Annotated in this window: 18 protein-coding genes, 1 riboswitch and 1 other annotated feature; of the genes, 7 read left to right on the forward strand and 11 right to left on the reverse strand. The window is 44.2% G+C overall.

The window, feature by feature from the left end; genetic code table 11:
• Nucleotides 1-53: 53 nt before the first annotated feature.
• Both NL626_RS02215 and NL626_RS02220 read left to right on the forward strand, forming a co-directional pair.
• A complete protein-coding gene (locus NL626_RS02215; RefSeq protein ID WP_005378158.1) occupies nucleotides 54-1,268 on the forward strand; it encodes an EAL and HDOD domain-containing protein in 1,215 nt (404 codons plus the stop codon).
• 80 nt (nucleotides 1,269-1,348) lie between these two features.
• A complete protein-coding gene (locus NL626_RS02220) occupies nucleotides 1,349-1,852 on the forward strand; it encodes a YchJ family protein (protein ID WP_253656945.1) in 504 nt (167 codons plus the stop codon).
• A 279-nt stretch (nucleotides 1,853-2,131) separates the two neighbouring features.
• Here NL626_RS02220 and hisIE read toward each other — a convergent pair whose 3' ends face one another.
• The 8 genes from hisIE to hisG form a co-directional block, all read right to left on the reverse strand.
• Nucleotides 2,132-2,767: a bifunctional phosphoribosyl-AMP cyclohydrolase/phosphoribosyl-ATP diphosphatase HisIE gene (gene hisIE, locus NL626_RS02225; protein ID WP_005450749.1), complete on the reverse strand. Its 636-nt coding sequence runs from the start codon at nucleotides 2,765-2,767 to the stop codon at nucleotides 2,132-2,134.
• Nucleotides 2,764-3,537 (reverse strand): imidazole glycerol phosphate synthase subunit HisF, encoded by a 774-nt coding sequence (gene hisF, locus NL626_RS02230; RefSeq protein WP_004749837.1) that lies wholly within the window; start codon nucleotides 3,535-3,537, stop codon nucleotides 2,764-2,766. Before hisF ends, hisIE begins: the two co-directional genes overlap by 4 nt.
• Nucleotides 3,519-4,256: a 1-(5-phosphoribosyl)-5-[(5-phosphoribosylamino)methylideneamino]imidazole-4-carboxamide isomerase gene (gene hisA / locus NL626_RS02235; protein ID WP_025766876.1), complete on the reverse strand. Its 738-nt coding sequence runs from the start codon at nucleotides 4,254-4,256 to the stop codon at nucleotides 3,519-3,521. Before hisA ends, hisF begins: the two co-directional genes overlap by 19 nt.
• A 12-nt stretch (nucleotides 4,257-4,268) precedes the next feature.
• Complete coding sequence (gene hisH / locus NL626_RS02240; protein ID WP_253656946.1) at nucleotides 4,269-4,883, reverse strand: imidazole glycerol phosphate synthase subunit HisH; 615 nt, start codon at nucleotides 4,881-4,883, stop codon at nucleotides 4,269-4,271.
• Between the two features lie 26 nt (nucleotides 4,884-4,909).
• The gene (gene hisB / locus NL626_RS02245) at nucleotides 4,910-5,983 is read right to left on the reverse strand and encodes a bifunctional histidinol-phosphatase/imidazoleglycerol-phosphate dehydratase HisB (protein ID WP_253656947.1); all 1,074 of its coding nucleotides are present in this window, start codon (nucleotides 5,981-5,983) and stop codon (nucleotides 4,910-4,912) included.
• Between the two features lie 70 nt (nucleotides 5,984-6,053).
• Nucleotides 6,054-7,094: a histidinol-phosphate transaminase gene (hisC, locus tag NL626_RS02250; RefSeq protein ID WP_253656948.1), complete on the reverse strand. Its 1,041-nt coding sequence runs from the start codon at nucleotides 7,092-7,094 to the stop codon at nucleotides 6,054-6,056.
• Nucleotides 7,095-7,106: 12 nt separating this feature from the next.
• The gene (gene hisD, locus NL626_RS02255) at nucleotides 7,107-8,399 is read right to left on the reverse strand and encodes a histidinol dehydrogenase (RefSeq protein WP_158173785.1); all 1,293 of its coding nucleotides are present in this window, start codon (nucleotides 8,397-8,399) and stop codon (nucleotides 7,107-7,109) included.
• A 5-nt stretch (nucleotides 8,400-8,404) separates the two neighbouring features.
• Nucleotides 8,405-9,301: an ATP phosphoribosyltransferase gene (gene hisG / locus NL626_RS02260; protein WP_253656949.1), complete on the reverse strand. Its 897-nt coding sequence runs from the start codon at nucleotides 9,299-9,301 to the stop codon at nucleotides 8,405-8,407.
• A 53-nt stretch (nucleotides 9,302-9,354) separates the two neighbouring features.
• Nucleotides 9,355-9,492: a sequence feature (His leader region), on the reverse strand.
• Nucleotides 9,493-9,861: 369 nt separating this feature from the next.
• Here hisG and NL626_RS02265 point away from each other — a divergent pair.
• The gene (locus tag NL626_RS02265) at nucleotides 9,862-10,815 is read left to right on the forward strand and encodes a sigma-54-dependent Fis family transcriptional regulator (RefSeq protein ID WP_253656950.1); all 954 of its coding nucleotides are present in this window, start codon (nucleotides 9,862-9,864) and stop codon (nucleotides 10,813-10,815) included.
• Nucleotides 10,816-11,139: 324 nt separating this feature from the next.
• Here NL626_RS02265 and tet(35) read toward each other — a convergent pair whose 3' ends face one another.
• Nucleotides 11,140-12,741, reverse strand: coding sequence for a tetracycline efflux Na+/H+ antiporter family transporter Tet(35) (tet(35), locus tag NL626_RS02270; RefSeq protein ID WP_005378182.1), 1,602 nt, complete (start codon nucleotides 12,739-12,741; stop codon nucleotides 11,140-11,142).
• Nucleotides 12,742-12,850: 109 nt separating this feature from the next.
• A riboswitch (Lysine riboswitch) is annotated at nucleotides 12,851-13,033 on the reverse strand.
• A gap of 582 nt (nucleotides 13,034-13,615) precedes the next feature.
• On the opposite strand from tet(35), the gene NL626_RS02275 reads away from it, so the two are divergent.
• Entirely contained in the window at nucleotides 13,616-14,023 is a 408-nt protein-coding gene (locus NL626_RS02275) for an H-NS family nucleoid-associated regulatory protein (protein ID WP_005378185.1), read from the forward strand.
• Between the two features lie 127 nt (nucleotides 14,024-14,150).
• On the opposite strand, the gene NL626_RS02280 is transcribed toward NL626_RS02275, so the two are convergent.
• Together NL626_RS02280 and NL626_RS02285 are read right to left on the reverse strand one after the other, a co-directional pair.
• A complete protein-coding gene (locus NL626_RS02280) occupies nucleotides 14,151-15,455 on the reverse strand; it encodes an inosine/guanosine kinase (RefSeq protein ID WP_005378187.1) in 1,305 nt (434 codons plus the stop codon).
• Nucleotides 15,456-15,572: 117 nt separating this feature from the next.
• Complete coding sequence (locus tag NL626_RS02285) at nucleotides 15,573-15,842, reverse strand: hypothetical protein (RefSeq protein WP_005378190.1); 270 nt, start codon at nucleotides 15,840-15,842, stop codon at nucleotides 15,573-15,575.
• Nucleotides 15,843-16,030: 188 nt separating this feature from the next.
• Between NL626_RS02285 and mnmA the strand changes: the two genes are divergently transcribed.
• From mnmA to purB, 3 genes are all read left to right on the forward strand, one after another.
• Nucleotides 16,031-17,155 (forward strand): tRNA 2-thiouridine(34) synthase MnmA, encoded by a 1,125-nt coding sequence (mnmA, locus tag NL626_RS02290; RefSeq protein WP_005378192.1) that lies wholly within the window; start codon nucleotides 16,031-16,033, stop codon nucleotides 17,153-17,155.
• Nucleotides 17,156-17,165: 10 nt separating this feature from the next.
• On the forward strand, nucleotides 17,166-17,783 hold the full coding sequence (hflD, locus tag NL626_RS02295) for a high frequency lysogenization protein HflD (protein WP_005378194.1): 618 nt from the start codon (nucleotides 17,166-17,168) through the stop codon (nucleotides 17,781-17,783).
• Nucleotides 17,784-17,936: 153 nt separating this feature from the next.
• Nucleotides 17,937-19,307, forward strand: a complete 1,371-nt coding sequence (gene purB / locus NL626_RS02300) for an adenylosuccinate lyase (RefSeq protein WP_253656951.1) — start codon at nucleotides 17,937-17,939, stop codon at nucleotides 19,305-19,307.
• The last annotated feature ends 77 nt before the right edge of the window (nucleotides 19,308-19,384 follow it).

The raw sequence follows: 19,384 nt of genomic DNA on the forward strand, positions 1-19,384 counted from the left end.
TGTAAAAAATCGCTATTATCATAATACTAAGTTAAACAGAACGAAGTACCTAATTGAAGTATTCTTACGTAGCTCGCCAACCGATTCTGGATAGAGAAAAACGAACCATAGGTTACGAACTCCTCTTTCGAGACGGCCCTAAAAATACCTTCCCTGAAGTAGAACCAGAGCTGGCTACTAGTCGACTGCTATCCGATCATTTTTTGTCGACGCATTACAACACATTAGGAAACAAACTTGGCTTTGTTAACTTTCCGCATCAAAGCTTGGTGAACTTGGTCCCAACTTTGTTCCCTAAAGAATCTCTCGTCATTGAAGTCCTTGAAGACTGCGAACCGACAGAAGAACTGTTAGAAGCCATCAAGCACCTTCATGAGTGCGGATACAAAATTGCTCTGGATGATTTTGTTCCGACGAAAGCTTGGAAGCGTTTTCTTCCATACGTTTCCATGATCAAGTTTGATATTAGACTTGTGCCGATCAAGAAAGCTGCCATTTTTATTCAGGCGTTGAGCCCATTTAAAATCGACTTTCTAGCGGAAAAGGTAGAGACCTATGAAGAGTTTGAGCAAGCTCTAGAAGCCGGTTTTAACTATTTTCAAGGGTATTTTTTTAGCAAACCTGAGATGATCCAGAAAAAACGGTTGAACCCCGCGTTTCTTACCGTCATCCAGCTTTGTAAAGAGATTGCAGATAAGCCCATCGACTTCAATGAGGTTGAACGTCTGTTTTCAATTGATGTGACGCTGTCATACAAGTTGCTTACTTACGTAAATTCAGGATATACATTAACGACTAAGATAAAATCGTTCAGACAGGCGCTTATTTATCTGGGTGAAGAGCGACTACGACGCTTTATTTCCTTAGTTGCAATTGCGTCCGTTCAAGAAGATAAACCTGACTCTCTTTACTCTTTAGCGATTCAGCGTGCACGAATGTGTGAACTGTTACTTAGTCAAATGAACACTAGGTATGACCCTGGGCAGGCTTTTTTAACAGGCATGTTTTCTTTACTCGGATCTTTGCTCGATCAACCTCTCTCGGATGTCATTGAAGATATCCCCGTTGACGAAGATATAAAACTCGCATTAACCAGTCGAAAAGGTGTACTTGGTCACTTACTTTCGATGACAATCGCCTATGAACAAGCGGACTGGGAGTTAGCCGAGCGATATTGCACCGTTCTTAAATTAACCGAACCTCAATTAGCAGACGCTTTTAATCAATCGACGGAATGGGCTCAAGAACTGCTGTCTCAAACGCCCTAAATCGCTATAATGCCTCACCTCCAGCCTCGCAATTGTGAGGTTGTTTGTTTTTACCGCTTAATTAATCGAGATTTCATTTTATGGCTTCTTCTTGCCCTTGCGGATCTAACCGCACCTACCAACAGTGTTGTGAAATTGCCCACAATAACCACGCTGACGTCACCACTCCAGAGCAGTTAATGCGCTCTCGTTACAGTGCGCATGTGTTAGGTCTAGTCGATTACGTGGTGAACACGTACCACCCAAGCTGTAATGCAGAAGAGCAACGTGAAGGCATTGCCCAATCTATCGACAGCGATTGGTGCAAACTTGAGGTAGTGAAAGCTGAAGCGGGTTGTAACGAGAATGAAGGTTTTGTTGAATTCAACGCTTACTTTGACGAAGACGGCAAACGCTACTGTATGACAGAACGTTCTCGCTTCGTAAAAGAAAATGGGCTTTGGTACTACATTGACGGCACATTTCCTGAAGAAGAACCAGTACAAGATCCTCGTCTAAACCAGCCAGTAAGTAGCCTGAAAGTAGGTCGCAACGACCCGTGTATCTGCGGAAGCGGTAAGAAATTCAAGAAGTGTTGTGGGTAAAGCATCCATACCTAGCTTATTGTGCTCGATTTAATTGGATTCTTGACCTCGCCTAGGTTCGTTGGAGTGACGTGAATATGTGTACCTATTTGAAGTAAATAACTCTACTGCAAGTACCATTAGAAAATATACCGTCATTCTGAACAGCGAGGAACGAGTGTGATTCAGAGTCTAATCGCTACTAGCACTGTTGCCGGGTTTTCCCCCGAATCAAGAACACTAAAGTAAAAAAGCCCCTAGGCTCGAGAGCATAGGGGCTTTCATTTATTTATAGCAGGTTTATTTATGACGCTCTTTCAGTTTGTTCACTACGTCATTCATCGATAAGCCTTGGTCTTGAAGCAATACCAGCAAGTGGTAAATCAAGTCTGCTGATTCACACACTAGCTCCGCCTTATCGCCCGACGTCGCCGCAAGCGCGACTTCAACGCCTTCTTCGCCCACTTTTTGCGAAATACGCTTGGTGCCACGGGCATAAAGACTGGCAGTATAAGAGGAATCTGGGTCGGCACTCTTGCGGGCAGCCAATAGCTGCTCAAGTTGATGAAGCCACACCATTTGTGACTCCTCTTGAGGGTCCACATCCCAGCAAGTTGTGTTACCCAAGTGACACGTAGGACCAATGGGATTCACTTTCACCAGTAGCGTATCGTTGTCACAATCGAGCTGAATGTTCACCAATTGCAATACGTTGCCAGAAGTCTCACCTTTCGTCCAAAGACGCTGCTTGGTACGAGAGAAAAACGTCACTTGACCTGTTTCGCCCGTTTTTGCCAACGCATCTTGGTTCATGTAACCCATCATCAGCACTTGGCTTGATTGGAAATCTTGTACGATGGCAGGTACCAGACCATCCACCTTTTCCCAGTTGATTCGCTCAGCTAGCGAACTTACTTCGGCGGCTTTCACACTCATAGTCGTACCTCAATGCCTTGTTGTTTCAAATACTGCTTTAGTTCACCAATATTGATGACTTGCTTGTGGAATACCGATGCGGCAAGCGCGCCATCCACATTTGCTTTTTGGTAGGCTTCTGCGAAGTGCTCCATGGCACCTGCACCACCCGATGCAATCAATGGCACGTTACACACTTCACGCACCATATTAAGTTGTTCAATGTCGTAGCCGTTACGCACGCCGTCTTGGTTCATCATGTTCAGTACGATTTCACCAGCGCCGCGTTTTTGTACTTCTTGCACCCAATCACGCGTTTCCCATTGGGTTGCTTTGGTGCGTTCTTCATCGCCAGTAAACTGGTAAACCTGATACTTACCTGTCTCTTTGTCGTAGTATGAATCGATACCAACGACGATACATTGCACACCAAACTTATCAGCAAGGTCAGTAATCAGCTGTGGGTTCGCTAATGCAGGTGAGTTGATAGACACTTTGTCTGCACCAAACTCAAGAATGCGCGCTGCATCTTCCGCTGATTTAATACCACCAGCGACACAGAAAGGAATATCAATCACTTCTGCAACGCGAGCGACCCAACTTTTATCTACGACACGACCATCACTTGAAGCGGTAATATCGTAGAACACAAGCTCGTCAGCGCCCTCTTCCGCATAACGCTGTGCCAGAGGAACGATGTCGCCAATGATCTCGTGATTACGGAACTGAACGCCCTTTACCACTTGTCCATCACGAACATCAAGACATGGAATTATTCGCTTTGCCAACATGCAAACGCCTCCTCTGCTGTGAACTTACCATCTAACAGCGCACGACCAACAATCACACCAGCCACACCGCTGCCTTTTAGCGCTTCGATATCTGCTAATGAGCCAATGCCACCTGAAGATTGAAACTGCACTTGTGGGTACTGCTTGCATAAGTCGATGTAAAGCTCAACGTTTGAGCCTTCTAGCGTACCGTCACGAGAAATGTCCGTACAAAGCACGTGCTGCAAACCTACCGTTAAGTAATCGTTGATCAGAGCTTCGATGGTCACGCCTGAGTCTTCTTGCCAACCAGAGATCGCCACTTTACGCGTACCGTCTTGATCTATGTTGATGTCTAGCGCGAGAACGATTTTCTCTGCGCCGTATTTTTCCATCCAACCTTTCACAAGCTCTGGCTGTTTTACTGCTGTAGAACCAACAACAACACGCTGAGCACCGGCTTCTAACAGATCAATAACGTCTTGCTCTGTACGCACACCACCACCGATTTGGATGTTTGCTGGTGTACTTGCTAGTAGCTTTGCAATCAAATCAAGCTGGCGTGCTGTCGTGTCTTTCGCACCAGTTAAATCCACCAAGTGCAACCAGTTAGCACCCGCTTGGTGGTACAAGTTGAACTGCTCTGCTGGGTCAACTTTGTACTCGGTTACTTGGCCGTAATCACCTTGATAAAGGCGAACCACCTGTCCTTCAATTAAATCAAGAGCTGGAATAATCACACTAAATCCCTTTTATAATTCTAAGAAGTTTTGAATAAGCTTCGCACCCGCTTTTGAAGAACGCTCAGGGTGGAATTGCACGCCGTAGTAGTTACCGCTTTGTACTGCTGCTGTGAACGGGTTGCCGTACTCGCATTCCGCAATCGTGTAATCCCCAACAGGCATTGCAAAGCTGTGCACGAAGTAGAAATGCTCACCTTCTTCAATATCTTTGAAAAGTGGATTACCTGCTTTTGCAGAGACCGTGTTCCACCCCATATGCGGCAACGGCAAATCGCCAGTTTGTAGTAGCTTCACTTCGCCATCACAAAGTCCAAGACACTCAACTAACTCGTCGGCTTTCTGGCCTTTCTCTTGAGACACTTTGCCCAACAGTTGCATGCCTAAACAGATACCTAACAGCGGCTTTTCTACTTGTTTTACCAAGCTGATAAGATCGCGCTCTTCTAGGTTTTTCATCGCTTCGCTGGCGGTTCCCACGCCCGGTAGGAATAACTTATCTGCCGACAACACAACTTGCGGATCTTTTGAAATCGTTACGTCATAGCCTAGGCGTTCAATGGCAAACTTCACCGAAGAAACGTTGGCACAGCCAGTATCGATAATGACAACTTTCTGTTCTGTCACTGTTTTTCTCCTTGCTAACGTTAGCCTTAAAGCACGCCTTTACTACTTGGTAGCTCAGTGCCTTCTACTTTGATTGCTTGGCGTAACGTACGACCAAACGCTTTAAATAGACTTTCAATGATGTGGTGATCATTGTTGCCCGCAGAAGAAAGGTGCAACGTACACGCTAATGTGTCAGTCAGAGAGCGGAAGAAGTGAACCACCATCTCTGTTGAAAGATCACCCACTTGCTCACGACTAAACTGCGCGTCGAACTTAAGGTAAGGACGACCTGATAGGTCTAGTGCGCATTGCGCCAAACACTCATCCATTGGCAAGCTAAAGCCAAAGCGACCAATACCACGCTTGTCACTCAGTGCTTCCTTCAACGCTTGACCTAACGCAAGAGCGGTATCTTCCACTGTGTGGTGATCATCAATGTGCAGGTCACCTTCCACTTTGCACACCATTTGGAATCCACCGTGCGTCGCGATTTGATCCAGCATGTGGTCAAAAAAGCCAAGACCTGTAGAAATGTCATTACCGCCTTGCTCGTCAAGATTAACGAATACTTTGATGTCTGTTTCTTTTGTGGTGCGGACCACTTCAGCCACGCGCGCCTTCACTGTGAGATCTTTTAGGATCTGTTTCCAGCCCATGGTTTCTGGGTTGTATTGAATACCACGAATTGCCATGTTTTCTGCAAGTTGAAGATCGGTTTGACGATCGCCAATCACAACAGAGTTTTGGAAATCTACTTTGCCACCTTGAAGATACTCTTTTACCAAGCCTAGTTTAGGCTTACGGCAAGAGCAGTTATCTTCATCAAAGTGAGGACAAATCAGTACGTCATCGAACTTCACACCTTGAGACTCAAAGATCTCCATCATCATGTTGTGCGGTGCATCAAAATCTTCTTGTGGGTAGCTGTCGGTACCCAATCCATCTTGGTTCGTGACCATCACTAGACGGTATCCTGCATCCTGCAACGACAACAGGCTTGGGATAACAAATGGCTCTAGTTTTAGTTTGTCTAAACGGTCTACTTGAAAATCAATCGGCGGCTCAACAATTAAGGTGCCATCACGATCAATAAAAAGGATTTTTTGTTGTTTGCTCACTCGGGAACTTCCTTATTGCTATTCTTTTGGCGCTCCCGCTTTTGAGCAAGAGCGATTAATTTGTCTCTACTTATGCGTAGTAGTTTCTAATAAATCCAAGCGTTTTTTCACACTCGTCGCGGTTACCAACACTGATACGTACGCAGTTCTCAATTGGCGAGTTACGTAAAATAATGCCCGTATCCCAAGCCGCTTTGAAAAGATCATCGCCATCTGGGAATTTCACCAATAGGTAGTTCCCCCACCCTTCAAACACTTCCAAACCCGGAATCATTGAAAGGCCAACTTGCAAGTAAGCACGGTTTGCATTCAGATCAAGAACTTGGAACTTCGCTCGCGCTAAACCAGCTTCCGAAAGCGCCTGAGTCGCAATTTCTGCCACTGGAACCGGGACTGGGTAAGGTGCGATAACTTTAAGAAGTACATTAATCAGCTCTTCGTTCGCAAGCGTAAATCCACAACGCAGACCAGCAAGCGCGAAAGCTTTCGACAGAGTACGCAAAATCGCAAGGTTCGGGTAATGCGCCAGTAGGTCTACCGTTGACGCTTCTGGACAAAAATCGATGTACGCTTCATCCATCACCACGATTGCACGGTCCTTTGTCATCTCAAGCAGAGACACAATGTCCTCACGCTTAACCAAGTTACCTGTTGGGTTGTTTGGCGAACATACAAAAACCAGTTTCACGTTATCCAGATTAGCTTCGATGCCTGCAAGGTCTAGTTGCCAATCTGACGTTAGCGGCACGGTTTTGCGCTCTACACCGATGGTTTCTGCACTGATGGCGTACATACCGTAAGTCGGTGGGCAGTAAAGAATCGCATCTTCACCCGGCTCACAGAAAGCACGAATCAGTAGTTCAATACCTTCATCCGCACCACGAGATGTTAATGTTTGCTCTGGTTTCACACCCGCATAGGCTGCGTAAGCAGAAATCAGTTCTTTAGGCTGACATTCGCTGTAACGATTAAGGCGAGCGAAGTCTGTTTTGTATTCATTATTGAATGGCGATTCGTTGGCGTTTAACCATACGTCACCTGTACCACCAATTCGACGAGCCGACATATAAGGGGTAAGTTGTTGGACTTGTTTGCGCGCTAGCTTTTCCATCTCAATATCCTCTTACTTAGCTGCCAGTTTTTCTACACGGATCGTCACTGCACGTTTGTGTGCATCCAAGCCTTCCGCTTCCGCCATGGTGACCACCGTTGGTGCAAGGTTCTTTAGGCCATCAGCAGACAGTTCTTGAACCGTCATACGCTTGGAGAAATCGGCCAAACCTAAGCTTGAATACGTGCGTGTGTAACCGTAAGTAGGAAGAACGTGGTTGGTGCCTGATGCATAATCACCTGCTGATTCAGGCGACCAATCTCCAAGGAAGATAGAGCCTGCATTATCAAGTAGAGGTAGAAGCTCACGAGGGTTCTTAGTCTGAACAATCAAGTGCTCAGGACCGTAGTAATTGGAAATAGAAACTGACTGCGTCATCGACTCGGAAATAATGATCAAGCTTGATGCCAGAGCCTTTTCTGCGATGTCTGCACGAGATAGCTCCTTAAGCTGACGTTGAACCGCATCCGTCACTTGATCAGCAATCACAGGAGAAGGAGTCACAAGTACCACTTGAGAATCAGGACCGTGCTCTGCTTGGCTCAAAAGATCCGCAGCGATAAAGTCTGCATCTGCGGTTTCATCGGCAATCACAAGCACTTCAGACGGCCCTGCAGGCATATCAATCGCAGCACCACGGAAATCATTACTTACCTGACGTTTTGCTTCGGTCACGTAAGCGTTGCCCGGACCAAAGATCTTATCTACTTTCGATACAGTCTCGGTGCCATAAGCCATTGCAGCAACTGCTTGGCCACCACCGACGTTATACACCTCATCAATGCCACACAGTTTCGCGACATAAAGGATCTCATCAGCGATTGGGGGTGGAGAACAAAGAACGACTTTACGACAACCTGCAATTTTTGCAGGAACGCCGAGCATCAAAACAGTCGATGGCAAAGGCGCACTGCCACCAGGAATGTACAAACCCACTTTTTGAATTGGGCGTGTTACTTGTTCACAAAGGACACCTGGCTGGGTTTCCACCTTGATCGGTTGCGGCTTTTGCGCTTTGTGGAACTTAGAAATATTGGCGTAAGCTTGCTCTAGTGCGCTCTTCATTGACTCTGACAAACGCTCTGACGCTGCCTTAATTTCCTGAGAAGAAACACGAATGGATTCAGGCTTAACACGGTCAAACTTTTCGGTCAGCTCAATAAGAGCAGAGTCACCTTCTTCTCGAACTTTAGCAATAACTTCGGCCACAGCAGTGGTGATATTGGCACCTTCTGCAATAGCAGGGCGCTCCAAAATAGAGTCTTGCTGATTCTCACTTAATGATTGCCAAACGACTGTTCTCATGATGCTTACTCCATCATTTTTTCAATTGGTAGAACGAGAATTGAACTAGCACCCAACTCTTTCAGCTGTTCCATTGTTTCCCAGAACAGGTTTTCAGAACTCACTAAGTGAACAGCCATTTTCTGCTTATCTGCAGAAAGAGGAAGAACAGTTGGGTCTTCAGCACCTGGCAGTAGTGCTTTAATTTGATCTAACTTCTCTGCTGGGGCGTGAAGCATAATGTACTTAGATTCTTTCGCTTGCTGCACGCCTTGCATGCGAGTTAACAGCTTTTCGATAAGCGCCACTTTGTCTGCGTCGAACTCACCTGTGCGTTGAATCAATGTCGCTTTTGATTTGAAGATAATTTCAGCTTCTTTAAGGCCGTTCGCTTCCAGTGTTGCACCTGTAGAAACCAAATCAGCGATAGCATCAGCGAGACCCGCGCGAGGGGCAACTTCTACAGAGCCTGTCAGCATACATGTAGAGAATGAAACGCCGGCTTCATCCATGTACGCTTTTAGAAGTTGAGGATACGTTGTAGCAATACGCTTGCCAGCTAAGTCTTGTGGACCGTTGTACTCTTCGTCCTTGTCGATTGCGATAGATAAACGACAGCCACCAAAATCAAGTCGACGAAGCTGAACAAACTCGCAGGGTTCACCTAATGCTTTGCGGTCAAGGCGAACTTCTTCTAGTTCATTTTCGCCAATAAAGCCAAGGTCAACCACGCCATCCATAATTAAACCTGGGATGTCGTCATCACGAACCAAGAGTAAATCAATTGGCATATTTTCAGAATGGACAACTAAACGCTCGCCCATTACGTTGAACTTTACGCCGCACTGTTTTAGTAGAGCTTGACTCTCTTTGCTAAGACGCCCTTTTTTCTGAATTGCGATTCTTAAACGTTGTGTTTGCATTGCTTTGTCCCTATGCAAGATTTTGATATCTAAGTATTTTTCAAACTAATAAAACTAAAAAACCCTCGGGAGATTGAAGTCTCCCGAGGGTTTAAAATCTGCTTTTACTTTGATTTTACCTCCGGGAGTTTCCTGCCTCCCGGGTATGCGTACATCGCCCGAAAGACTAGATTGGGTGATGATGGTGATGAATGTTCATTACAAAATTACGCATACTTATTTAAGGCTCTTTTTGAGTTGCTTTGTTAGTAACCACACTAACTAAGGATTCTATATTTTTCAATACTCAATTGAATATTTTCTAAATATTTTTCACAAGACATTGATTTAAATGAAATTAAATTCTTTTCCATATTGAATACTCTGGCAGAAAGAGCACCTCCAATCAGCTCTACTCTGACGAAGAAAGCGAAGAATAGTATGAATATTCACCAAAACAACTATTTAGACCGTACCCAACCCATTAATTGACACTTTTCTCAATAAAGAGACAGCAACTCACGTTTGAGACAAGTCATTCAAAACTATTATTAGAGCGGGGCAAAAAATAGTGATTAACAATGAAACTGCGTAACGGTAGTAATAAACAAGCTGTAGATTTCGACGATACGGCACTATACCCGTTGATCGGCAATAGTGCCTGTATCCAAGAACTTCGTACTGCAATACAAAAGTACGCTCAATGTGATGCTGAAGTCCTCATTCAGGGTGAAACTGGTGTTGGGAAAGGTCTTTGCGCTCGCCTTATTCATCAATTGTCGAACAGACACTCAGCACCTTTTGTGGAAGTCAACTGTGGAGCCATTCCGAGTGGTCTTATTGCATCCGAGCTTTTCGGCCATGAAAAAGGAGCATTTACAGGCGCAATCTCAGAGCGTATAGGTTTTATTCAAAAGGCACATAAAGGCACCCTATTTCTTGATGAAATTGGTGACATGCCACCAGACCTACAAATCCACCTCCTTCACTTTTTGGAGAGTAAACAAATCCATAAAGTCGGAGCGGATAAATTCATTGACGTGGACTGTAGGGTCATTGCAGCAAGCCACGTGGATTTGAAAAATGAGGTCGTACAAGGAGGATTTCGTGAAGATCTATTCTATCGGCTTAATATATTACCATTAACTATCCCTCCACTGAGAAAGCGTGGAAAAGACATTATTATTTTATCTGAACACTTCCTAACAGATCTGTCTCATGGTCAGGTACAAAAAATGTCTGATAAGGTAAAAGCCAAGCTCCTCAAACATCGTTGGCCAGGCAACGTAAGAGAACTGCGTAATGTCATCCAACGAGCAATTGTGATGTGTGAAGATCACACGCTTCTCGTCGCTGACTTGGGCCTTGATAACAATGAGAGGCAATTGCTCCCTTCTGTGGACCAAATTGATCTCGACTACCTACTGCAAGCTATCGAAGAAAATAAACACAATATGAGTGCGGCTGCACGTCACCTCGGCATTTCAAGAACAACGCTTTATCGATTAATAAAGAAATACAACTTAAATGTTTAAATACTGTATAGGTGTAACGTAACACTGTGTAACAGGTAACTCTTTAGATATCATTTAGTTAACTCTGCATCGCAACCATGCGTATTTTGCTGTATTAAAAATCAAAAGCTTAAAATGGGCATAGTCTTTGCTTAGAACTAAGAAGAACATGGATTGCTTTTCCATTACAGCCCATCAAGGAGAGCTCGGTACACAAACAATTCGCTCTTAACACGAGACTTTTATCCCCAAAAACGCGATTGCCCCCCTCACCTAAGTCGCGTTAAAAAAAAGCTCCGCTAAATTAGCGGAGCTTCCCTCTGTAACGAATCTATTCAAAACAACTTACGCACTCTGGCAAGACGCTATTTTAGACTTTGAAAGCCATGACAAAATAGCGCAAACGATAACGAATGTTATCGACGCTGCAATGAACGAGAACGCAATTGAAGCAGTCATACCAAGGGCAATAAAGCCGACGCATGAAACAAGCGCGACTGATAATGCATAAGGTAACTGTGTTGATACGTGGTCAATGTGGTTACAACGTGCACCCGTCGATGACAGGATAGTCGTATCTGAGATTGGTGAACAATGGTCACCGAATACCGCACCAGCTAAAACCGCACTCAGCATCGGTAGCATTAGCGCTACGTCTGTTGCGCCAGCCATGTCTCCAGCGATTGGAAGCATGATGCCGAACGTACCCCATGAAGTACCTGTTGAGAACGCCATCAGGCCAGACAGCAGGAATAAGATGACTGGGAGCCAATGAGGGTTGATATTGCCCTGCGCCATTGTCGAAAGGTAAGTACCTGTCTTCATATCACCGATAACAGAACCAATGGTCCAGGCAAATACTAAGATTAGAATCGCGCCAAACATAGACTTAGCACCAATCCAAAGTGTACGTGCGATCTCAGCCATTGGTAGACCTTGCTTCACAACAGTAAACAGTGCAACTGCTAAGCCAAGCAAGCTACCGTAGATTAGTGATGTACCTACGTCTGTATTTTCAAAAGCACCAAGAAGCGCAAATTCTTTACCATCAGCAGCCAATGCTTGGCCACCCGTGTAAAGCATTGAAGCGATAGTCGCGATAATCAGCGTTACGATAGGAAGTATCAAATCTGACACTTTACCCTTTTCACTTTCACGGATATCTAGCTCTTCGTTTAGGTCATGCGCTTCTTGCGAGTCATTTTCTTTGTCTTTATCAAAGCCACGACCTTGCGATGCAGAGATTTCATGCTCACGCATTTTACCAATATCAAGACCAAACCACGCAACAGCGAACACCATTAGCAGCGCAAAAACGGCGTAGAAGTTCATTGGGATAAGACGAACATATGCGCCAAGAGCCGAATACTCTGTGATCCCATGTGAGACTAAGATCCCGCCAATAATAGTAATAATGTAAGCACCCCAGCTAGAAGCAGGCATAATTACACACATTGGAGCAGCGGTTGAGTCTAGAATGTACGCAAGCTTAGCGCGAGACACATAAAAGCGATCGGTTACTGGGCGAGAGATCGCACCAACAGCAAGGCTATTAAAGTAATCATCGACAAAAATGAATACGCCTAAAAAGGCGGCAAGAAGTTTGGAGCCGCGTTTACTCTTCACTCGAGATTGTGCCCATTCAGCAAAAGCACGAGTACCGCCAGATAGCGTTAATAAAGCTGTTGTCATACCTAATAAGATTAGGAAACCAACAATGCTCATGTTCCAAGTGTTAATTCCGCCATCTTCAATAAAGACAGAAGAAACTTGAGAACTGACGTAACCTGCGGTGTCGCTGATAGACCAGCTATTAAGTAGCACCGCACCTAGCACGATACCTACACCCAAGGAAACTAATACACGTCGAGTCAAAATCGCCAAAGTCAAAGCGACAATAGGTGGCAATAATGAAACAGGAGAACTAGAAAAATCTATTAAATTCATGATCTTCAAAAACCAAAGTTTGGCTAGAGATCTACTGCAGACAAGTCACGTAGCATACGATACGTGCTCATGTTGAACTTAGCGACAGGGAAGCGAACACTCCACCCAACCCTACAGTAGCGCTCCATAGTTTAATGTGAATATATACTATGGCAGTGTTGTTCCTTTCAGATACAACCCCAGCAAGTAACTTTGATGAGTTACTTACTTCGGCAATCTTCGCCTTCCACTATTATTCATTGGCATCACCCCAATAATAGCTACTCTTCGAGACCGCGCCTCTACGGCAACAACAAACAATTAACCACTAACTGTACAAATTAACAACAAATTGTCTGCAATATTGCATCAGGTGGCAGCCATTGTACTTATGATGAGAGTCAATGCAACACATCAAACTAAATTAAACAAATAAATAATGGCTGAGATAATTTATAAACCTTGCCTACTTCCATAAGTTTTGTGCAACTGAAATCACATCAATCATGTTATTTATGAAACATTATTACTACCTTAGAAATATCATGGTTTATCTTATATCAATAAATTAAGGATATATGACACACCATTAAAGATGGATGCTTCATATTTTTAAGTAATAACTCAAATTTTTTTATAAAAAACCAAGCTGTCACTCTCTCTATACAATAATGATTGTTGATTTTAGTTCTCATCTAATAATGATTTATTTCGAGTGTAATAATATTAATTGCTTTAAAAAATAGTCAAATTTAAACAAAATCTTGATTTAGCATTTGCACATAAGGAAAAGATAAAGTTAAATATAAGGACTCTTTGTTTATTTATAGATTGGCATTATTTAATCGTAACGATAAAAAGTGCCCAACACATTAACCTTTTAATAGGAATCGTTATGTCAGAGCTGACTAAAACCCTTCTAAATATCCGTAGCCTTCGTGCATTTTCTCGTGAGCTGACTCTAGAACAATTGGAAGAAGCTCTAGATAAACTCACTACTGTCGTAGATGAGCGTCGTGAAGCAGAAGAAGCAGAACGCGCAGCACAAGCAGAGCAAGAAGCTAAGCTTGCAGAGATTGCTGAGAAAATCGCTCAAGACGGTATTGACGTGGAAGCACTTATTACTGCGCTATCTGGCGAAACTAAGACGAAAGGCAAAGCGAAGCGCGCACCTCGCCCTGCTAAATACAAATACACAGATTCAAACGGTAATGAGAAAACTTGGACTGGCCAAGGTCGTACACCTTCGGCGATTCAAGAGCAACTTGATGCAGGTAAATCTCTGGATGAGTTCCTAATCTAGATCCGTGCTATTTTTAAAAGGCTCCCATAGGGAGCCTTTTTTATTTAAACCATTACAAATAAAAAAGGCACATTTCTTAATGTGCCTTTTACTTTAGTTACAGAATAGTTAATTAAACCGCTTCGTATTAACGTTCCCAGTATGCTTCTTCTAGGCTATCTTCTCGCTCAGGAAGTCCGCGCGACAATCGTGGTGAATGTTGCACGAGAACTTCGTAGCTAGCACGGTTTGCGTATTTGCAGACTTGAGAAAAAGAAGAGTAAGTTAAATACTCGTTACTGTGCTTGCTTGAATTAGGCACATTTTCTTTATGGTATTTATTTGCTGCCATATCATGAAGAACAGCAGATAACGCGGCATCACCTGCGCCATTTGTATTCTTAATTTTTTCTGGGCCACCCATATATGGCGAGATATGCGAGTACACTTTTATTGGCGTCTCGCATGAGTCTTTTTTCGCCGGACGACTGAATTCATAACGATTAAATTCAGCAATTGACCCTGGAAGTAATGGCAAAGAAGTTTCGCGCTTCGCGCTATCTTCCGTATACCCAGCCATAAATAGACCTACAGGACCCGCCGTGCACAATACTAGATCAGCCCACTCCAATGTTTTATCAGACGCAGCAAGTGGATCAGATTCCCCCGTCAGAGCTTCTGCTTCATCTTCATTCATCGCAACGACAGAAACGTTATCTCGAATGAATTCTTGCCAATATTTAGGATCATCTTGAATAACAAACTTTGTGCCTAAAGTCAGAACAACAGGCACATCATTCTTTTTCGCGTACTCAATCGCTTTCATTGTTGCTTCCGGCATTGGGTCGCCGTCTTTGCAACGTACTAGATATGACGTCAGTACAAGTGCTGATGCATTTTTAAAGATTTTCTCTGGAATGCTATCAGGATGGAGTTGGTTCATTTGCCCTTCGCTGATAGCAAAAGTACGTTCACCGTCTTCTGTGATAAGAGCAAAACAACGGCCAATTGCACCATCTACACCTTGTAGGTAGTTCAAATCCATGCGGCTTGATGTATTACAAAGATAACGGTAACCGTAGCTGCCAATCTTAATATCCTGGCTCATCACTCCAAGTAGTGTGGAGCGATCATCCGCTAGCACGGAGTAGTTATGTAGCGTGTTACCAATTGTACCGCCCGCATACTCATTGGTAATCAAGTTCTCTTCTTTCAGTTGCTGGTATAACTCTTCTGCTCTTTCGTCATCGATAACCAGAGAGTGACCTTTACTCAGACCGTACTTTTCAATCACATCCGTTGTAACTTTTGCTTCAATATCAACCAAGGTTTGGTCAATACCAATGATGTGAGTGCGCGTCATCTTCTTGCTTTCTTGTGCTTGGCTCACCAGCGGGTCACGAGCATGAACAGGAAAATAGTGCTTCGATTTGCGTTGTCCAGGAAATTTCATATTGTCAGTCTGAGTAAGGGGATGAAAAGGAGAGCGGATTCTATACCGCTAATAATAAAGCAGCAATAAAAGCGATTATAGCAAACGTTTGCTGACTACTTTTTTCTTTTAGGTGGCTTATTCACCTTCCATAAAGCTGAGATCTGGTAGTTGCTCAAGGTGCTCGCTATAACGCTTTAGGTTGAACTCACCTTCATTCTTCATTACATCAAAAATCTCAATTGACATCGCACATGCCATCATCGCAACCGCATCTTCACGTGGTGTGCCAGTCATCATTAAACGCATAAGGGTTTCTTTTACTTTAAGCGGGTTACCATCTTCGAGCTGATTTTCAACAATTTCAATCAACTCACTTTCTTGCATAAATTGGTTTTCTTCTGTCATTTGGTGTTTCCTCTTGGATTTTGGCCAACTATGCCATATATACCTCTTCTATACTTGCGAAATTACTCGTTCGAATCTTTGTTGAAGAAAAATCCAGCGAAACGAATTGTGATTTCGATCTCGGATCTGTCACCGGTCTGTGGATTCTGATAGAATCTGCATCCCGTTTATTTAAGTGGTGTTTAGTAATGTCTGATAACAGTCAAAAGAAAGTCATCGTCGGTATGTCCGGCGGCGTTGATTCATCTGTTTCCGCGTATCTTCTAAAGCAGCAAGGCTACCAAGTAGAAGGCCTTTTCATGAAGAACTGGGAAGAAGATGACAACGAAGAATATTGTACAGCGGCAGAAGATCTTGCTGACGCTCAGGCAGTATGTGACAAGCTAGGCATCCACCTACACACTATCAACTTTGCTGCCGAATACTGGGATAACGTATTTGAGTACTTCCTTGCTGAATACAAAGCTGGCCGTACTCCGAACCCTGACATTCTTTGTAACAAAGAAATCAAGTTCAAAGCATTCCTAGAATTCGCTGATGAAGTACTTGATGCTGATTACATTGCAATGGGCCACTATGTGCGTCGCTCTTTCCCAGAAAACGGTGAAAAACCACAGATGCTACGTGGTCTAGATGGCAACAAAGATCAAAGCTACTTCCTGTACACATTAAGCAACGAGCAAATCGCACGTAGCCTATTCCCTGTTGGTGACCTAGAGAAGCCAGAAGTACGCCGCATTGCGGAAGAACAAGACCTAATTACTGCTAAGAAGAAAGATTCAACTGGTATTTGTTTCATCGGTGAACGCAAGTTTACGGAATTCCTAGGTCGCTACCTTCCAGCTCAGCCTGGTAATATCGAGACTCCAGAAGGCGAAGTGATTGGTCAACACCAAGGCCTTATGTACCACACACTTGGTCAGCGTAAAGGTCTACACATCGGTGGCCGTAAAGGCGGCGGTGGTAACGAGGACCCATGGTTCGTTGGTGAGAAAGATCTAGAACGTAACGTTTTGATTGCTGTTCAAGGTAAAGACCATCCAATGTTGAAATCAGAAGGTCTACTTGCATCACAACTTCACTGGGTAGATCGTGAGCCAATTCGCGATGTTATGAAGTGCACAGTGAAAACTCGTTACCGTCAGGAAGATATTCCTTGTACAATCATCCCTATCGATGATGAAAACATTAAAGTTATCTTTGACGAGCCACAAATTGCTGTAACTCCAGGTCAATCAGCAGTGTTCTACAAAGGTGACGTGTGCCTAGGTGGCGGCATCATCGAGCAACGCATTAAATATTCTCAAGCTTAGGAGTCGTTACGTGGCGAATACACTTTATGACCGTACCATCGCTTTCGCTGGGATTTGCCAAGCTGTTGCTTTAGTTCAACAGGTAGCGAGAAACGGACATTGTGATCAAGATGCTTTTGAAACATCAATCAACGCTATTTTGAGCACGAACCCTGCTAACACAGTTGGCGTATTCGGTCGCGAAGCCGATCTAAAGCTCGGCCTAGAATGCTTGGTTAAAGGGATTGATAGCACACCATCAGGCAGTGAAATTACTCGTTACATTATTAGTTTAATGGCGTTAGAACGTAAATTAAGCTCTCGTAACGATGCTATGTCTCAGCTTGGTGATCGTATTCAAATGGCCAAGCGTCAGTCAGAGCACTTTGAGCTACTAGACGATCAAATGATCAGCAATTTAGCGAGCATCTATCTGGATGTCGTTAGCCCTATTGGCCCACGCATTCAAGTAACGGGCACGCCATCTGTACTGCAGCAGACGGCAAGCCAACACAAAGTTCGTGCGCTGTTGTTATCTGGCATTCGTAGTGCAGTTCTTTGGCGTCAAGTTGGTGGTAAGCGTCGCCACCTAATCTTCGGGCGCAAGAAGATGGTAGAGCAAGCACAAATCCTTCTTGCTCGTCTGTAGTAAAATATCAAATAAGCAGCTCGCGTTTATCGCGAGCTCATTTTTTTCGACTAAAACAAATCTCGCGCAAACGTTTGCGCAATATTCGTGACAATTGCCACAGTTATTGGTATAAAGCTCACGAAATTTAGAAACCCAATTCAGGAGAACATCATGGAACTGTCAGCATTGACTGCTGTTTCACCAGTAGACGGCCGTTACGGAAGCAAGACAATTGCGTTACGCGAAATTTTCAGTGAATACGGTCTACTAAAGTACCGTACTATCGTTGAAATCCGCTGGCTACAAAAGCTTGCTGCTACTGCTGAAATTGCAGAAGTGCCAGCGTTTAGCGCAGAAGCAAACCAATTCCTAGACGACCTTGCTGCAAACTTCTCTGAAGAAGATGCACGCCGTATCAAAGAGATCGAGCGTACAACTAACCACGACGTAAAAGCGGTTGAGTACTTCCTGAAAGAGAAAGTAGCAGACGTTCCTGAACTGCACGCAGTAAACGAGTTCTTCCACTTCGCATGTACTTCTGAAGACATCAACAACACATCACACGCTCTAATGCTTAAAGAAGCGCGTGAGAACGTGATTCTTCCAGAAATCCGTAACCTAATCGACGCTATCAAAGCACTAGCAGTGGAATACCGCGACATTCCTCTTCTATCTCGTACACACGGTCAGCCTGCTTCTCCATCTACTATGGGTAAAGAAATGGCAAACGTGGCGTACCGTATGGAGCGTCAATTCAAGCAAATCGAAAACGTTGAAATCCTAGCGAAAATCAACGGTGCAGTAGGTAACTACAACGCACACCTTTCTGCTTACCCAGAACTAGATTGGCACAAGTTCTCTGAAGAGTTCATCACAGAGTCTCTAGGCGTAACTTGGAACCCTTACACAACTCAAATCGAACCGCACGATTACATCGCTGAGCTGTTCGACGCTATCGCTCGTTTCAACACTATCCTGATTGACTTCGACCGTGACGTTTGGGGTTACATTGCACTAGGCCACTTCAAGCAAAAAACTGTTGCTGGTGAGATCGGTTCTTCAACAATGCCTCACAAAGTTAACCCAATCGACTTTGAAAACTCAGAAGGTAACCTAGGTCTTGCGAACGCTGTATTCGGCCACCTAGCACAGAAACTGCCTATCTCTCGTTGGCAACGTGACCTAACTGACTCAACGGTTCTACGTAACCTTGGTGTTGGTGTTGGCTACGCTATCATCGCTTACACTTCTACGCTTAAAGGCATCAGCAAGCTAGAAGTAAACCGTGAAGCGCTTCTTGCTGAACTAGACAAGAACTGGGAAGTACTAGCTGAGCCAGTACAAACCGTTATGCGTCGTTACGGCATCGAGAAGCCATACGAGAAGCTGAAAGAGCTAACTCGTGGTAAGCGTGTAGACGGCGAAGCAATGCGTAACTTCATCGACGGTCTTGAGCTTCCTGAGCACGAGAAAGCACGTCTGAAAGAGATGACACCAGCGAACTATATCGGTCAAGCAATCGAGCTGACAGATAAGCTGTAATACTCCTGTAACGACCAGATACTTAAAAGGTTGACGCGAAAGCGTCAACCTTTTTTAGTTAGGAGAGTTAGGTCGGG

It is taken from the genome of Vibrio sp. Y58_MX_L22 (genome assembly GCF_024181865.1).
In the GTDB taxonomy this organism is placed as follows: domain Bacteria; phylum Pseudomonadota; class Gammaproteobacteria; order Enterobacterales; family Vibrionaceae; genus Vibrio; species Vibrio alginolyticus.

Excerpts from the sequence above, each read along its gene's own strand:
- NL626_RS02220 (WP_253656945.1), top strand. The coding sequence starts at position 1,349 with ATGGCTTCTTCTTGCCCTTGCGGATCTAACCGCACCTACCAACAGTGT.
- NL626_RS02275 (WP_005378185.1), top strand. The coding sequence starts at position 13,616 with ATGTCAGAGCTGACTAAAACCCTTCTAAATATCCGTAGCCTTCGTGCA.
- purB (WP_253656951.1), top strand. The coding sequence starts at position 17,937 with ATGGAACTGTCAGCATTGACTGCTGTTTCACCAGTAGACGGCCGTTAC.
- hisG (WP_253656949.1), bottom strand. The coding sequence starts at position 9,301 with ATGCAAACACAACGTTTAAGAATCGCAATTCAGAAAAAAGGGCGTCTT.
- NL626_RS02280 (WP_005378187.1), bottom strand. The coding sequence starts at position 15,455 with ATGAAATTTCCTGGACAACGCAAATCGAAGCACTATTTTCCTGTTCAT.
- NL626_RS02285 (WP_005378190.1), bottom strand. The coding sequence starts at position 15,842 with ATGACAGAAGAAAACCAATTTATGCAAGAAAGTGAGTTGATTGAAATT.
- hisF (WP_004749837.1), bottom strand. The coding sequence starts at position 3,537 with ATGTTGGCAAAGCGAATAATTCCATGTCTTGATGTTCGTGATGGACAA.
- hisC (WP_253656948.1), bottom strand. The coding sequence starts at position 7,094 with ATGGAAAAGCTAGCGCGCAAACAAGTCCAACAACTTACCCCTTATATG.
- hisIE (WP_005450749.1), bottom strand. The coding sequence starts at position 2,767 with ATGAGTGTGAAAGCCGCCGAAGTAAGTTCGCTAGCTGAGCGAATCAAC.
- mnmA (WP_005378192.1), top strand. The coding sequence starts at position 16,031 with ATGTCTGATAACAGTCAAAAGAAAGTCATCGTCGGTATGTCCGGCGGC.
- hisD (WP_158173785.1), bottom strand. The coding sequence starts at position 8,399 with ATGAGAACAGTCGTTTGGCAATCATTAAGTGAGAATCAGCAAGACTCT.
- NL626_RS02265 (WP_253656950.1), top strand. The coding sequence starts at position 9,862 with ATGAAACTGCGTAACGGTAGTAATAAACAAGCTGTAGATTTCGACGAT.